Source organism: Arthrobacter crystallopoietes (assembly GCF_002849715.1).
In the GTDB taxonomy this organism is placed as follows: Bacteria; Actinomycetota; Actinomycetes; order Actinomycetales; family Micrococcaceae; genus Crystallibacter; species Crystallibacter crystallopoietes.
The window spans coordinates 2,776,820-2,790,941 of record NZ_CP018863.1; the positions used below are offsets into that span (position 1 = coordinate 2,776,820).

Annotated in this window: 14 protein-coding genes; 9 read left to right on the top strand and 5 right to left on the bottom strand. The window is 65.9% G+C overall.

The window, feature by feature from the left end; all coding sequences use genetic code 11:
• Window positions 1–156: 156 nt before the first annotated feature.
• A complete protein-coding gene (locus AC20117_RS13060; RefSeq protein WP_101632595.1) occupies window positions 157–336 on the bottom strand; it encodes a hypothetical protein in 180 nt (59 codons plus the stop codon).
• A gap of 58 nt (window positions 337–394) precedes the next feature.
• On the opposite strand from AC20117_RS13060, the gene AC20117_RS13065 reads away from it, so the two are divergent.
• The 7 genes from AC20117_RS13065 (at window position 395) to AC20117_RS13095 (ending at window position 7,430) form a co-directional block, all read left to right on the top strand.
• Window positions 395–2,737 carry a hypothetical protein gene (locus AC20117_RS13065; RefSeq protein ID WP_074699360.1) on the top strand — a complete coding sequence of 781 codons (2,343 nt, stop codon included), beginning with the start codon at window positions 395–397 and terminating at the stop codon, window positions 2,735–2,737.
• A gap of 196 nt (window positions 2,738–2,933) precedes the next feature.
• Complete coding sequence (locus AC20117_RS13070) at window positions 2,934–3,746, top strand: CAP domain-containing protein (protein ID WP_139186739.1); 813 nt, start codon at window positions 2,934–2,936, stop codon at window positions 3,744–3,746.
• Between the two features lie 3 nt (window positions 3,747–3,749).
• Window positions 3,750–4,325, top strand: coding sequence for an FG-GAP repeat domain-containing protein (locus AC20117_RS13075; RefSeq protein ID WP_074699358.1), 576 nt, complete (start codon window positions 3,750–3,752; stop codon window positions 4,323–4,325).
• 111 nt (window positions 4,326–4,436) lie between these two features.
• On the top strand, window positions 4,437–5,468 hold the full coding sequence (locus AC20117_RS13080) for a universal stress protein (RefSeq protein WP_074699357.1): 1,032 nt from the start codon (window positions 4,437–4,439) through the stop codon (window positions 5,466–5,468).
• 75 nt (window positions 5,469–5,543) lie between these two features.
• Entirely contained in the window at window positions 5,544–6,548 is a 1,005-nt protein-coding gene (locus tag AC20117_RS13085) for a pirin family protein (protein ID WP_074699356.1), read from the top strand.
• 58 nt (window positions 6,549–6,606) lie between these two features.
• Entirely contained in the window at window positions 6,607–6,969 is a 363-nt protein-coding gene (locus AC20117_RS13090; protein ID WP_074699355.1) for a GNAT family N-acetyltransferase, read from the top strand.
• Entirely contained in the window at window positions 6,957–7,430 is a 474-nt protein-coding gene (locus AC20117_RS13095; RefSeq protein ID WP_211482277.1) for a carboxymuconolactone decarboxylase family protein, read from the top strand. The genes AC20117_RS13090 and AC20117_RS13095 overlap by 13 nt, the downstream gene beginning before the upstream one ends.
• A gap of 64 nt (window positions 7,431–7,494) precedes the next feature.
• Here AC20117_RS13095 and AC20117_RS13100 read toward each other — a convergent pair whose 3' ends face one another.
• Window positions 7,495–9,030 carry an FAD-dependent monooxygenase gene (locus AC20117_RS13100; protein WP_211482276.1) on the bottom strand — a complete coding sequence of 512 codons (1,536 nt, stop codon included), beginning with the start codon at window positions 9,028–9,030 and terminating at the stop codon, window positions 7,495–7,497.
• A gap of 198 nt (window positions 9,031–9,228) precedes the next feature.
• Here AC20117_RS13100 and AC20117_RS13105 point away from each other — a divergent pair, with 198 nt between their 5' ends.
• Entirely contained in the window at window positions 9,229–9,621 is a 393-nt protein-coding gene (locus tag AC20117_RS13105; RefSeq protein ID WP_083339561.1) for a TraR/DksA family transcriptional regulator, read from the top strand.
• 25 nt (window positions 9,622–9,646) lie between these two features.
• On the opposite strand, the gene AC20117_RS13110 is transcribed toward AC20117_RS13105, so the two are convergent.
• Window positions 9,647–9,931 (bottom strand): hypothetical protein, encoded by a 285-nt coding sequence (locus AC20117_RS13110; RefSeq protein ID WP_074699353.1) that lies wholly within the window; start codon window positions 9,929–9,931, stop codon window positions 9,647–9,649.
• Window positions 9,932–10,153: 222 nt separating this feature from the next.
• On the opposite strand from AC20117_RS13110, the gene AC20117_RS13115 reads away from it, so the two are divergent.
• Window positions 10,154–11,464, top strand: a complete 1,311-nt coding sequence (locus tag AC20117_RS13115; RefSeq protein WP_074699352.1) for a Glu/Leu/Phe/Val family dehydrogenase — start codon at window positions 10,154–10,156, stop codon at window positions 11,462–11,464.
• A 95-nt stretch (window positions 11,465–11,559) separates the two neighbouring features.
• Here the strand turns inward: AC20117_RS13115 and AC20117_RS13120 are convergent, their stop codons facing one another.
• Window positions 11,560–13,086 (bottom strand): APC family permease, encoded by a 1,527-nt coding sequence (locus tag AC20117_RS13120; RefSeq protein WP_074699351.1) that lies wholly within the window; start codon window positions 13,084–13,086, stop codon window positions 11,560–11,562.
• Entirely contained in the window at window positions 13,083–14,120 is a 1,038-nt protein-coding gene (locus tag AC20117_RS13125; protein ID WP_074699350.1) for an agmatine deiminase family protein, read from the bottom strand. Before AC20117_RS13125 ends, AC20117_RS13120 begins: the two co-directional genes overlap by 4 nt.
• Window positions 14,121–14,122: the final 2 nt, after the last annotated feature.

A 14,122-nucleotide genomic window follows, 5' to 3' on the forward strand; every position in this document is an offset into this window, starting at 1 on the left:
GCAGCGGCAGCGGCAGCGACGTCGTGGACCCCCTATCCGGAACGAATCTTGGGGGTACATCATTAAGGGTCTCAGCGTTTTTCGGCAACGTCTGGCGGGACAAGTTGCCGTAGCAGCACTTGCATCATTGGCGCTGTTGGCATCCGGCTTGCCGGCTCAAGCCGCAGACTTGCCGGAAGTGTCCGGCGCGTCCGCTGCGCAGCGGCCGGCCGGTGAAGTGAGGGCAGCGGACACCGCTGCACGGTCGACGGCGTCGTCGACGACGTCTCCGCCGTCAGTATCGGAACCGGATGGATCCTCCTCCGGGGTGCCGTCGGACGCCTCAGCGGATCCCACGATTGAAACGTCGGAGGATGCAGGGACGACGGGTGGGACTGGAGCGCCTGCGGAGACGATGACAGGCGGGGCCGAAGCGCCCGCGGGATCGACCGCGCCGGCCGAAACCGCGGCGCCAACGGAAACCACGGCTCCGGTTGAGCCGTCCACGTCAGGGGAGACGTCCACCCCGGCTGAAACGCCGACTCCCGATGACCAGTTAACACCCGATCCTGGCGAAACGGAGCCGACGGAATCTACGGAGGGACCAACCGAAGCCGAACCGACAGCGGAGGAGTCAGCCGAGGCCGAAGCGACGGCGGAGGAGGCTGTCGCCGCGAAGGCCGGTGAACTGAAACTCGTTCCCTACAACGACCTCAACTGCGCTCTGATCGGCGAGGGCTGCGTGCAGACCTTCACATCCGTTGAGCGTCCCACCGAACGAATTGCCATTTACTGGAGCCCGCAAACAGGGGCGCACAGCGTGGATCTGCTGCACTACATTGGCAAGAAGTACCGGAGTGAAAAGTACGAAGCCGGCAAGTACGGTTACCCAACGTCGGACGCGCCGGATTCCAGTGCAACCGGAACGGTGTCCCAGACGTTCGAGCACGGGACGATCGACAATTCCTACGTCGCCAGCGGCCAGACGGCCATCGCGGCCAAGGCCGCGGCGATGGGCTACACACAGGCGGCGAATGACTTTAACTGCCTGCTGGCAAGTGATGGCTGCGTGCGCACGTACAAGTCGGGCGCCAAGCTCATTGCCATCTACTGGACCGCCGCTACCGGCGCACACACTGTGGACCTGACCCACGCCGTCGGCAAGGCCTACCGCAGCGCCCAGTGGGAAGAGGGCAAGTACGGCTACCCGACGTCTGACATGTCCGTCGTGCCGAACACCAAGGTGTCGGCGCAGTCCTTCGAGCACGGCAAGATCGTGGATACGTCAGCTCACTACGCTGCGGGCAGGAAGGCTTTGGCGGATCGGGCCTCGAAACTGAAGTTGACCGCGGTCAACGGCTACGCCTGCGAGCTCCGCGGCTACGGCTGCGTACGCACGTACAAGCCAGCCGGCAGCAGCAAGCGGATCGCGATCTACTGGACCCAGGCCACCGGTGCGCGGACGGTGGAGCTGACCCACGCCGTCGGCAAAGCGTACAAGGCGTCCGGCTACGAAAAGGGTAAGTACGGCTACCCGACGTCGGATATGAGCGTGAATTCGAGGACCCTGGTGGCGACGCAGAGTTTCCAGAAGGGCAAGATCGTCCACACGCCATCGCACGTGACGGCCGGCCAGAAGGCCCTGGATGCCCGGGCAAAGCAGCTGAAGTACACGGCGGTCAACGACTACAACTGCCGCCTTCCCGGCAACGGCTGCGTGCGCACCTACAAGCCCTCGCTCTCGAGCAAGCGACGCATGGCCATCTACTGGACCGCCAAGACCGGTGCCCGGACCGTGGAACTGACCCACGCCGTCGGTAAGAAATTCAGGGCGGCCAAATACGAGCGCGGCATCCTCGGCTACCCCACGGGGGACATGAAGTGCGGGCTGAAGTCCAGAGGCTGCGTGCAGGTCTTCCAGAAGGGGCAGATCGCGTACTCACCGGCCAGCGGCGCGCGGACACTGACCGCCCAGATTAACTACAGCTGGAAGGCACGGAGCAGCCAGAACGGGACGCTGGGCTACCCGCTGCAGGACGCAGTGACGCGCAGCGGCAAGACTACGCAGGTCTTCCAGGGCGGCTCGCTGATCGCTGCGAAGGTCGGCGCGAGCTACCTGCCGAAGAATGAGTGCTGGGCCATCGGCGCGCACAAGACGCGCTACTACCACGGCTGGGCCGACCGCGTCTCGTTCACCATCTCGGAGAAATACGCCACGTACAAGGCAAGCTTCATCAACTGCGTGCGGATCGGCTCCGTCTACAAGCAGGAATGGAAAACCTCCAGGGCCACGGTGGGGCTCAAGGGCTTCAAGAAACCGGGCGTCGCGTCGGGCCACACGATGTACCGCTGGTCGCCGCAGGGCAGCTTCACCGTCACGGATGCGTTCGGCGAAGGCAATCCGGGCACCAGGCTCAACTACCAGAAGCTGAACCCCCGGTCGCAGTGGTCCGGCACGCCGGGCAGCGGGTACAACAAGTACTTCGAGTCCTCCTTCAACCGCTGGCCGGACGAGCAGATGTGGCAGATCATGCGCGCGCCCACGGGCGACTACCGTCAGGGTGCGGTGATCGACTACAACCGCGGGCCGGGGCAGAAGATCAAGCAGGGGGCAGGCTTCGCCATCTTCCTGCACGCGAACGCGGTTCCCACTTACGGCTGCATCGCGCTGGATCTGTCCAACGTGACCAGGTACCTGAAGACGGCGGACAAGGGCGACCGAATTGTGATGGGCGTCCGGGCCGACATCTTCAAGTAGGTCCGCAAGTTCAAGTAGGTCCGCAAGCAGTATCCCGACGATTCGGCGGCTAGCAGATGACGGGTGCTGACAAGGATCTTTGGGTCATTATGTGCGCATTCGTTATGGTTTTGTGAGCTAACGACGGCGGCGCCCCACCTAGCGTGGCGCGCCGCCGTCGTTGTGACCCTCCCCAAGGAAAAACAGGATAAAGACAGTGTCGAAACTTAAAGCATTAATGTCCCTCGCTCTCGGGGCCTCCGTGGCGGCCGCGGCCGTTGTGGGACCCGCACCCGCCGCCCTGGCCGCCGTGCAGCCGAACCAAGGTGCCGGCGTCGTTGTTCCGCTGGCCGCGGGCGACAGGCTCAACACCGCGAACAAGCAGCAGATCATCGACGTGTTCAACGGGATCAACAAGTTCCGGGCAAGCAAGGGCCTCGAGCCGGTCAAGTTCAATGCCACCGTCTCCGAGCTGTCCGAGGACTGGTCGGACAAGATGGCCAGTACCGGCGACTTCAAGCACAACCCCGGCTACGCCCAGGATCCGCGCGTTGCCGAGCGCTGGTCCAACGCCGGCGAAATCATCGCCTACAGGACGGATACCCGGGGCCAGGGGCTGGTGGACCAGTGGATCGGCTCTCCCGGCCACAACCGGATCATGAGCGACCCGGCGTATGACACGATCGGCGTCGGCATCTCGATCAAGAAGGACGCGAACGGGCGCGTGAAGATGTACGGCACGGTGAACTTCTTCAAGTTCCGTACGCCTCCGGCCGGGCAGTACGACACGGCATCGGCGTTCTTCGGCTCCACGGTATCTGCGCCGGCACCCGCCCCGGCTCCTGCCGCTGTTCGTGCTCCTGCGGGACCGTCCATCCAGTCCGCCGGGGACATCGTTGCCGTGGACCAGGCGGGCGTGCTGTGGAACTACGGGATCGGTAAGAACAACGCGAATTCCTCCGCGTGGAAGATCGGTTCCGGCTTTGGCAACGCGAAGGAAGTGCACGTCGCGGACTGGAACGCGGATTAGACGATGGACATCGTGGTCGAGTGGGAGAGCGGCAAACTCAGTGTCTACCCCGGCAAGCCCGGCGGCGGTTTCTCCAGCGCCACCACCATCGGCGCCAGCGGCTGGGCCGGCTACGAGGTCACGGTCGGGAAGTGGAAGAAAACGGACCGCTACCCCTCTGTGGTCGCCAAGAGCGGGTCGGGCATCCTGTTCCACTACCCGAACCTTTCCGGCGGGAAGCTCTCGGCGCGGACCCAGGTGGACACCGGCTGGAAGTCCCTGACCATCAACCAGCTCGACTGGGACAAGGACGGAAACACCGACATCGTGGCACGCACCTCTGCCGGCCAGCTGAAGCTCTACCGCACCAACGGCAGCGGAAAGTTTGTTTCGGAGAGCCGCAGGATCATCGGCAACGGTGGGTGGAACCCGATGACCGCGCTGACCTCGATCCGCGGCTACAACGGGCCGGGCACCCAGGGGCTGCTGGCCCGATCCAATGCCGGCGTTCTGTATTACTACCAGGCGAATGATTCCAGGTGGGCCGGACGGGTCACCGTGGGAACCGGCTGGAATGGCATGGAGCTCGCCGGCCGCTAAGGCTTCGACTCCCGATCCACTGCAGGCAGCGGAGCGCCGGAACGGGCCTGCTCCGCTGCCTTCAGTGCCTGCCCTCTACTCAGCCAGCGTGAGGACGCCTAGGGTTGAGTCATGGAAGACGTTGTACTTGTGGGCTATGACGGATCGCCGGCGAGCAGCCGCGCCTTGGACTGGGCCATCGACGAGGCCCGGCTCCGCGGCTGGCCGCTGCGGCTGGTGACTGCGTTCTCGCCGGCCCAGAACATTGCCGATCCTATGGTGGAGGGCAAATACGTCGAGCTTGAGACCCGCCGGGGCGAGTCCATGCTGCAGGAAGCCCTCGAGCGGGCCAAGAACCACGGCGTGACGGTGGAGTCCCGCGTGGTGGCGGGGAATCCCGGCGGCGTGCTCGTGGACCTCTCGAAGTCCGCCGCGCTTGCGGTGGTCGGCAAGCGGGGCCGCGGCGGGTTCGCCGGCCGGCTGATCGGCAGTGTCTCCTCGGGGCTGGCGGCGCACTCGAAGTGCCCTACCGTGGTGATTCCCGAAGCGGCCGATACAGCCCGGAACGCCGCCCGGAACGCCGGCCGCGCGGAAGCGGAGCGCAGTGCAGTGCCTGCCCGCAGGACGGAAACGGCACCGGTTCCTTGGCTGGTTTCGGCCCCGGATGGCATGAGCGCCGAGGGCGTACACCCCGACGACGAGAGCCAGTCCTGGAGCTATGCAGGCCAGATTGTCATGGCCATGGATGCGCTCGGATCGAAGAATCCGGCCCTCTGGGCTGCAGCGGAAGCGGCGCAGTTCCATGCCAAGGCGCTGACCTTGGTTTCCACCCGCGCTCCGTACTACCGGGACTCGGTCTGGCTGGACCATGCCGAAGGCGCCAGCCGGTTCCGGCAGGAAGTCGCGCATGATCTGGACACGGTCCTGGCGGAAGTCCGCTCCCGGTATCCCGAGGTCAAGGCCAGCTGGCAGTTCTACATTGCCAAGCCTGCCGAGATCCTGGTCGAGGCCACGCAGACTGCGGATCTGCTGGTGCTCGGAACCCGCGGACACGGCGGCTTTCCCGGGCTGCTGTTGGGTTCCGTCAGCCAGGCCGTCCTTCAACACGGAGCCTCGCCCATGATGGTTGTCCCCAGGTCGAGACAGCAGCAGGAACAGCATTAGGCATGCCCCGGACGGCGTAGCGTAGGATGTACATGTGTTTGCATGTACACGTGTGCAGGGAAAGGGCGTTGGGCAATGAGTAACCTGGAGCCGCATCCGCAGGAAATGCTCTGCGGGAACAAGGCGGAAGTGGGCGTAGCCCAGTCGCGCGTGGAGTTGCTGGAGCCGCGCGAAGTGCCGCTCGGCGGCCCGCGGGCGATGAACGTCCGGCGCACTTTGCCGCAGCGGCAGCGCTCCCTGATCGGCGCCTGGTGCTTCGTGGACCACTACGGTCCGGACGAGGTGGCCGAAACCGGTGGCATGCGCGTTCCACCGCACCCGCATACCGGCCTGCAGACGGTGAGCTGGCTGTTCACCGGCGAGATCGAACACCGCGACAGCGCCGGTTTCCACGCGTTTGTCCGACCCGGGGAACTGAACCTGATGACGGCGGGGCGGGGCATCTGCCACTCCGAGGTTTCCACCGCCGAAACAACAGTCCTGCACGGCGCCCAGCTTTGGGTGGCGCTGCCGGATCACGCCCGTTTCACCGATCCCGGGTTCGACCACTACGCGCCGGAGCCGGTCAGCACCGACGCCTATGAGCTGCGCGTCTTTATGGGTTCGCTCGCCGGCAGCGTATCTCCGGTGGCACTGCATTCGCCGCTGCTTGGAGCGGAACTTCTGTTGAAACCGGGACAGAGCGCCGTCTTCGACGTCGAGGAATCCTTCGAATACGGCGTCTTGGTGGACAGCGGCACCGTCCGCTTCAACGGTGCCACAGCCACCGCCGACCAGCTGGCCTACCTGCCCACCGGGCACCGGGAAATCGAGCTGACCTCGGAGACGGACGAGCCCGTCCGGCTGCTGCTGATTGGCGGCGAGCCGATGGGCGAAGCGATCGTCATGTGGTGGAACTTTGTCGGACGAGACCACGACGAGGTCGTAGAATTCCGCGCCAACTGGCAGGCCGAGATCGGGGCCGAAGCGCATCCGGCCGCAGCCGCGGCGACCAACCAGTTCGGCACCGTGGTGGGCAATACCCTGGCTCCGCTGCCCGCCCCGACGCTGCCCAATGCCCGCATCCGCCCGCGCCGCTAGCAGCAACGTCAGCGCCGCCCTCCGGGCGCGCCACTTATCCATCGAGGAGAGGAACACCATGTCCAACGAAACTGCCGCCGAGGCCCGGGAGATCACCGTGGCCCACGCGCCCGAGCGCCACCGCTATGAACTGCGCGACGGCGATGCCACCATCGGATTCACCATCTACCGACGGCTGCAGCCCGGACAGGACCAGGTCGTGTTCGTCCACACCGAAGTCGACGACGCTTATTCCGGCCAGGGGCTGGCCTCTAAACTGGCACGCTTCGCCCTCGACGACGTGAAATCCAGCGGCCGCCGGATCCTCCCGCTGTGCCCCTACATCGCTGCCTTCGTACGTAAACACCACGAGTACGACGACGTACTGGACGTCCCTGCGCAGGGAGAGGCCGAGACCGAGGAGGCCCGGTGGAGCAAGTGACGCGGGAGCGGATTTTCATCGACAAGCAGCATCCGGCCGCCTACCGGGCGCTGAACGGCCTGGGGCTCAAGGCCCGCGAGGCCGCGGATGCCGCCGGGATCGACCGCATCCTCACCGAGCTGATCAACATCCGGGTGTCCCAGATCAACGGCTGTGCGTACTGCCTGGACATGCATGTCGCGGATGCCTTGGCCATCGGGGAAACCATCCAGCGGATCGCCGTCCTGCCGGCCTGGCGGGATACCCAGCTGTTCACCGCCCAGGAACAGGGCGCCCTGGCCCTCGCCGAATCGCTGACCGAGCTGCCGGACCATGACAGCCAGGACCGGGCCTACGCTTTTGCCCGCAAAAGCCTTACAGAGGACCAGCTCTCTGCAGTCAGCTGGATCACGCTGACGATGAATGCCTTCAACCGGCTCTCCATCATCAGCGAGCATCCGGTGCGTCCTGCCAAATCCTGAGTAACGGCCGGTCCTCCGGTGCGGCCGTACGCTGTAGCCGGAAGGGTGCTGCCCCGACTCGGGCTTACCGTGCCATCGCGGCGGTGAACGTTGAGACGGCGTTGACCGGCAGGGACTCGGCTGCGACAAAACCGTCCGGCCGGACCAGATAGAAGTACCCCGGCTGCAGCTTCGTGTTGCCGTTCAGCGGCAAGTCATGGACGTCCAGGCCCAGCGCGGAACGGACGTGGTGGACGGCGACGTCGTCGATCCCGCCGTAGGCGTGGACCTGCCAGGTGAGCGAGCGGAGTGTCTCGAAGTTTGAACCGGTGTAGGGCAGCCGGCGCCCGACTACCTTGCCGCGGCGGCCGTTGGCGGTTTCCTTGGCTTCATCGCTCATCCAGTAGTGGATCCGCACCTGGGAGACGTACTCGAACAGGCGCGGGGCTCCCTTAAGCCTGGGCAGGATGTTCGTCGCCACCGGTGCGAGCACGGGAAGGATCAGCCTGCGGAGCGTCCGGGGCACCGGACGGGCGGAGGTGATGATGCCGAACAGCCGGTCGGTGGTCGAGATTAGCCGGCGCGCAACGGGACGCCGTTCGGCCTCGTAGCGGTCGAGGTAGCGTTCGGACGCCCGGCCCTGCAATACGTCCGCGAGCTTGAAGGCAAGGTTGTGCGCATCCTGCAACCCGGTGTTCATGCCCTGGGCGCCAACGGGGGAGTGCACGTGCGCAGCGTCGCCCGCCAGGAACACGGGCCCGTCGCGGAAGACCGCCGCGGTGCGGTGGTGCACCTTATACGTGGAATACCAGCGCGACGGTCCGTAGCTGACGGAGTAGATCCGCTGCAGGCGCCGGCGCACCGTGTCCTCGGACAGCTCGTCACCGGCGATGTCGGAGTTCCGCACCGTGCCGATCAGCCGCACGTCGGAGTCACCGCCCATCGGAAAACCGAGCAGGAAGTCTTCGGTGCCCGGCCGGATATTGACCGCATCAAGGGCGAGCCCCCGGACCTCGGTCGCATCCGAGACGTAGAAGGTGTGCGCGTTGGTGACTCCTTCGAACGCGATGCCGCGCGCCGAACGCACCGTGGAGGAGCCGCCGTCGGCGCCCACGCAGTACTGCGCGCGGACCCGCACCCCGCCGTCGTCGGTCACCAACGTTGCCGTCACCGGCAGCGGATCGGACCGATCCACCTCCAAAGCTGTTAGCCGGTGCTGCCAGAGCACGTCTGCCCCGAGCGCCTTGAGGTTGTCCACCAGGAGCTGCTCATTCCGGCTTTGCTCCAGGAAAGTGACGCCGGGATACGGGGTCACGCCGCGGCCCAGCCGCCCGATGGGAACGCGTCCCAGCTCGCGCGCTTCGTAGCCGAAGACCAGCTTCTGCGCGACGGTGCCCTCGGCGAGAACCTTGTCGATCACGCCAAGCTGGTCGTAGATCTCCATGCTTCTGGCCTGCAGGCCCAGGGCACGGGACTCCCGCGTGGGCTCCGATTTGCCGTCGGCCACCAGCATGGGCACGCCGAGCTTGGCCAGCCAGTTGGCCAGCATCAATCCGGTCGGTCCCGCTCCGACCACCAGGACATCGGTCTGGATCTCCCGTTCCGCCATGTCAGTCCGCACCCCGTAATCGAGCGATTTTTGCCCGGTCAGCGGCGCCGCCGGGTCCTCACTTCAGCGTGCGTTACCGAGCCGGAAGCGGTCAAGGGGAGGGCCGGTGACGGTTGCGGAACGATCGCATAACAGAGGTGCCGCAAGACGGATATAACGACGCCGGAGGGGACTATGATGCTCTCATAACTCCGAGAGGATGGTGGCGTCATGAGCGATGCGCTGGATGTAGGGTCCACGGCAGCCACGGCGGATAAAGGAATGTACCGGCAGTTGCTGGAGGAAAAGATCGCCGAGGCCCGCCTGCAGATCGACCGGCTGACGGCGGACATTCACGAGGCGACACTGGCCGCGCACGATATTCCGGCCGACGACGAGCACGACCCGGAGGGTTCAACGCTCACGCTCGAACGCGCCCGTGAGGTTGCGCTGCTCGACGGCACCGAGAAGTCGCTCGCCGAACTGCTGGAAGCCGAGGACCGCCTCGAGAAGGGCACCTACGGCACGTGCGAGAACTGCGGGCGAGAGATACCCCGCGAGCGGCTCGAAGTCCGGCCGGAAGCGCGGTTCTGCGTGCAGTGCGCCAGCGCCCGACGGCGGTAAAGACCGCCGCCAAGCCTGGGTTTGCTTAGACGTCGGTGCCGGGATTGTCCCTCAGTCCGCGCTGGGCACGGTCGGCCTCATCGGAGGCTTCCTCGGGCAGCGGATCTGCTGCCGGCGGCACCTGGCCCGGTGCGTAGTCCTGCAGCCCCGCCGCCACGCGCTCCTGTTCAGCGGCGGCCTGCAGATCGTCGTCGTCCACGGTTTCGGGCATTTTGCCGTGGCCGGTCCGTGTCGACTGGGGCAACGCGTCTTCCTGCGGGTCGATGACGTCGTCGAGGTTGGGGGTGTTTTCTTCGCGTGGGGTAGACATGGTCGCTCCTTCGCTTGGGGATCTTTCCACCCTATGAGCCCTACCGGCGGGCTGCAATGGGGCGGCGCAGATCCGGGCGGCTAGCCGGTGCTCAGGCGCGCTGTAGCTGGCCACAACAACGCGGCGGACTGCTGTGCACTCGCCCACTGACGTTCCTCTTTTGTCCTTATAGCCTCAGGAAGGCAGCTATCCGCCATCCAGATAAATAAGGATCAAACGTCAATGACGACAACTGTTTTATCACCGCAGGCCTCGAACGATTCCGCCCAGGTGCCGGCCGCCCCCGGCACAGACGCGGGCCCTTGGGGGAGCGCACAAAGCCAGCTGGCCTCGGCCGTGCGCACCCTCGGCTACAGCTCCGGACTGCACCAGATGCTGGCCCGGCCACGCCGCGAACTCTCTGTGAGCATCCCGCTGCGCAGGGACGACGGCAGCGTGGAAATCCTCACCGGTTACCGCGTGCAGCACAACTTCTCGCGCGGTCCGGCCAAGGGCGGTCTGCGCTACAGTCCGGAGGTTTCGCTTGACGAGGTCCGTGCGCTGGCGATGTGGATGACCTGGAAGTGCGCCCTTCTCGATGTGCCCTACGGCGGGGCCAAGGGCGGGATCACCATTGATCCGCGCAACTACTCGCAGCAGGAACTTGAGCGCGTGACGCGCCGGTACACCAGCGAAATCTTGCCGGTGATCGGCCCCGAAAAGGACATCCCGGCTCCGGACATCGGAACCGACGAACAGACCATGGCGTGGATGATGGATACCTACTCCGTCAACGTCGGCTACACGGTGCCCGGCGTCGTGACCGGCAAGCCTGTCAGCGTGGGCGGCTCCCTCGGCCGGGCCAGCGCGACGTCACGCGGCGTGGTCCACGTTGCCTTGGCCGCCCTCCGGCAGGCTGGCATCACCCCGGCAGGCAGCACCGCCGCCGTGCAAGGCTTCGGCAAGGTTGGTGCAGGTGCGGCGGAATTCCTCGCCGAAGCCGGCGTCGCCGTCGTCGCTGTTGGAGACCAGTACGGCGCGATTTATAACGCAGCCGGGCTGGAAATCAAGGCGCTGACCGAGCATGTCCGCGAAACGGGCAGTGTGGTCGGATTCGAGGGCTCTGACGCCATCGGCTCCGGAGAGTTGCTCGAACTGGAGGTCGACCTGCTGGTGCCGGCCGCCGTCGAAGGTGTCCTGCATGGCGGGAATGCCGGACGGGTACGGGCAAAGGTCGTCGTCGAAGGCGCCAACGGACCGACCACGGCTGCCGCTGATGCTGTTTTCCGCGAGAACGGCGTGCTGGTAGTGCCCGATATCCTCGCGAACGCCGGTGGCGTGATCGTGTCCTACTTCGAATGGGTGCAGGGCAACCAGGCCTACTGGTGGACCGCCGCCGAGGTCGAAGAGCGGCTGGAACAGCGCATGCTGGCCGCGTGGGAGAACGTGCTGGCCGTCGCTGCCCGACGTGGCCTGAGCCTGCGCGAGGCGGCAACCGTGACGGCCGTTGAGCGTGTGGCGGAAGCCCACCTCACCCGCGGCCTCTACCCCTAACCCGGGGCTTAGGCCCCGTGCCTAGGCACAGGTACAACAAAGGGTGCTGCCGCAGCTTGCGGCAGCACCCTTTTATCGAAGTGACGGTCCAGGAACTACTCCGGCACCACCAGGGCCGGAGAATCCTGCTCAAGCGTCTGCCCCCGGAAGAACTCCGGGTTGCGCCGGTAGAAGAGCAGCATCGCCACCAGGCCCAGCGCGATGATGCCCACGCCGATGATGAACACCAGCCCGATCCCGAAGACCTCCGAGCCGCTGCCGAAGGCCGGATCCCAGCTGTCCACCGCGGTCTGGAGGAAGACGACCACCAGCGCCAGGCCGCCGAGCAGCGGGAACAGGAACCGGAACAGGAAGCTGCGTGCATTTACAAAAGCCGTCCGGCGGAAATACCAGACACAGGCCAGCGCGGTCAGGCCGTAGTAGAAGCAGATCATCAGGCCCAGCGCCATGATCGTGTCGTTCAGGACGTTATCGCTGACAAAGCGCATCAGTGTGTAGAAGCCCGCCGACACGGCACCGGCCACCACCGTGGCGTACACCGGCGACTGGAAACGCGGGTTGATCCGCGCGAAGCGCTCCGGCAGCGCTTTGTAGTAGCCCATCGCCAGCAGGCTGCGGGCGGGCGAGATCATGGTGGACTGCAGCGAGGACGCGCAGCTGGAGAGCACGGCCAGCGAGAGCAGGATGGCGAAGGGGCCCATGACCGGGCCGGCGATGGCGGTGAAGACGTTTTCGGAAATGTCCGGATTGTTCAGCCCCAGCCCGGTGTCCCCGATGCCGGCGAACATGATGGTCGCAACGGAGCCCAGCAGGTAGATGACCAGAACGGCGACGGCGGTAACCGCGGCGGCGATGCCGGAGGTCCGCTTGCCGTTGGTGGTTTCCTCGTTCATGGTCAGGCAGACGTCCCAGCCCCAGAAGGCGAAGATGGAGAGCGACAGCCCGGCGGCGAAGGCGGAGAAGCTCTCGATGCCGAACGGGTTGAACCACTCCCAGTCGAACGCCAGCGGCTGCGTCTCCGGGACGGTGCCGATCTTGGCCAGCGCGCCGAGCACAAACCAAGCCAGCACGCCCAGCTGGAAGATCACCAGCACGTACTGCACGGTCTTGGTGGTCTTCACGCCGCGGCACGAAACCCACACCGCCAGCGCCACAAACACCAGACAGGTCAGCACGTTGACTACCTTGTTCGCCGCGAGCTCGGCAATGGCCTGCGAGCCGGTGAGCTGGGAGAGGAAGAGGTAGAAGAAGTCCACCGCCACGCCGGCCAGGTTGGAGAGCACAATGATGTTCGCGGCCAGCAGCCCCCAACCGCCCATCCAGCCCACAAACGGTCCGAACGCCTTGGTCACCCAGGTGAACGTGGTGCCGCTGTCCGGCGAGTCCGCATTCAGCTCGCGGTAGCCCAGCGCCACCAGGAACATCGGCACGAAGCCAACTATGAAGATGGCCGGCAGGTAGGTGCCGATGGCCTGCACTGTGGGACCCAAGGTGGAGGTCAGCACATAGGCCGGGGCGATGGTGGAAATACCAATAACGACGACGGCGAGCAGGCCGAGCTGCCCGCTGGCGAGCCCCTTGCCGGTCCGGGCCGCCGGGGCGGTGCGTGTTGTCTGGCTCATGTCATGGCCTTTCGGGAAGTGCGGGGCTGCTGCTGCGTGATGCAGTGGATGCCGCCGCCGCGGGCAAAGAGTTCGCGGGCATCCACGCCGACGACGCGGCGGCCGGGGTAGGCGTCGGCGAGAATGGCCAGCGCTTTTTCATCCGTCGGGTCCGCGAAGGTGCAGGCGATGACGCCGCCGTTGACCACCAGATGGTTGATGTAGCTGTAGTCCACGAAGCCCTCGTCGTCCCGCAGCGTTTCCGGCGCGGGCACCTCGACGATGTTCCAGCTCCGGCCGGCGGCGTCGGTGGTGCCGTGGAGGAATGCGATGATCTCGCGGCTGACCTCATAGTCCGGATGCTCCGGGTTGTTCTGGGCATGGACCAGCAGCGTCCCGGGCGAGGGGATCGCGGCCACAATGTCCACATGCCCGCGCGTGCCGTAGCGCTGGGAATCGCGGGTCAGCCCGCGCGGCAGCCAGATGACCTTGGTGGCACCGATGGTACGGGCCAGCTCGGCCTCGATCTGTGCCTTGGTGGCCCCGGGATTCCGGCCCGGGTCCAGCTGGACGGTCTCGGTGACCAGGACAGTGCCTTCGCCGTCCACCTGGATCCCGCCGCCCTCGTTGACCAGCGCGGAGGCGATACGTTCGATGCCGGCCAGTTCGGCCACGCGGGCGGCGATCTTTTCGTCCTTGTCCCAGCTGGCCCAGTCCTGCTGGCCCCAGCCGTTGAACACCCAGTCGACCGCAGCGAGCGCGCCGTCGTCGTTCGTGACGAAGGTGGGGCCGATGTCCCGCATCCACGCATCGTTCAGCGGTGCGGTGACCGTTTCGACGGCGGAGGAGAGGTAGTCCCGCGCGGTGGCGGTGTCGGCCGGATCCACCACCATGGTGACCGGTTCGAATTCGGCGGCGGCGTTGGCCACGGCGGCCCAGGTGGAGCGGGCGGCATGGGCCTGCTCCTCGGTGTCGCCCAGCGTGTAGCCGCCGGGCGGGAAAGCCATCCAGATGCGGGACTGCTCGGCCGTTTCGGCGGGCATCTTCCAAGCCATGG

Coding starts and splice junctions, on each gene's coding strand:
- AC20117_RS13065 (WP_074699360.1), top strand. CDS start 395: ATGACAGGCGGGGCCGAAGCGCCCGCGGGATCGACCGCGCCGGCCGAA.
- AC20117_RS13075 (WP_074699358.1), top strand. CDS start 3,750: ATGGACATCGTGGTCGAGTGGGAGAGCGGCAAACTCAGTGTCTACCCC.
- AC20117_RS13080 (WP_074699357.1), top strand. CDS start 4,437: ATGGAAGACGTTGTACTTGTGGGCTATGACGGATCGCCGGCGAGCAGC.
- AC20117_RS13085 (WP_074699356.1), top strand. CDS start 5,544: ATGAGTAACCTGGAGCCGCATCCGCAGGAAATGCTCTGCGGGAACAAG.
- AC20117_RS13090 (WP_074699355.1), top strand. CDS start 6,607: ATGTCCAACGAAACTGCCGCCGAGGCCCGGGAGATCACCGTGGCCCAC.
- AC20117_RS13105 (WP_083339561.1), top strand. CDS start 9,229: ATGAGCGATGCGCTGGATGTAGGGTCCACGGCAGCCACGGCGGATAAA.
- AC20117_RS13110 (WP_074699353.1), bottom strand. CDS start 9,931: ATGTCTACCCCACGCGAAGAAAACACCCCCAACCTCGACGACGTCATC.
- AC20117_RS13115 (WP_074699352.1), top strand. CDS start 10,154: ATGACGACAACTGTTTTATCACCGCAGGCCTCGAACGATTCCGCCCAG.
- AC20117_RS13120 (WP_074699351.1), bottom strand. CDS start 13,086: ATGAGCCAGACAACACGCACCGCCCCGGCGGCCCGGACCGGCAAGGGG.
- AC20117_RS13125 (WP_074699350.1), bottom strand. CDS start 14,120: ATGGCTTGGAAGATGCCCGCCGAAACGGCCGAGCAGTCCCGCATCTGG.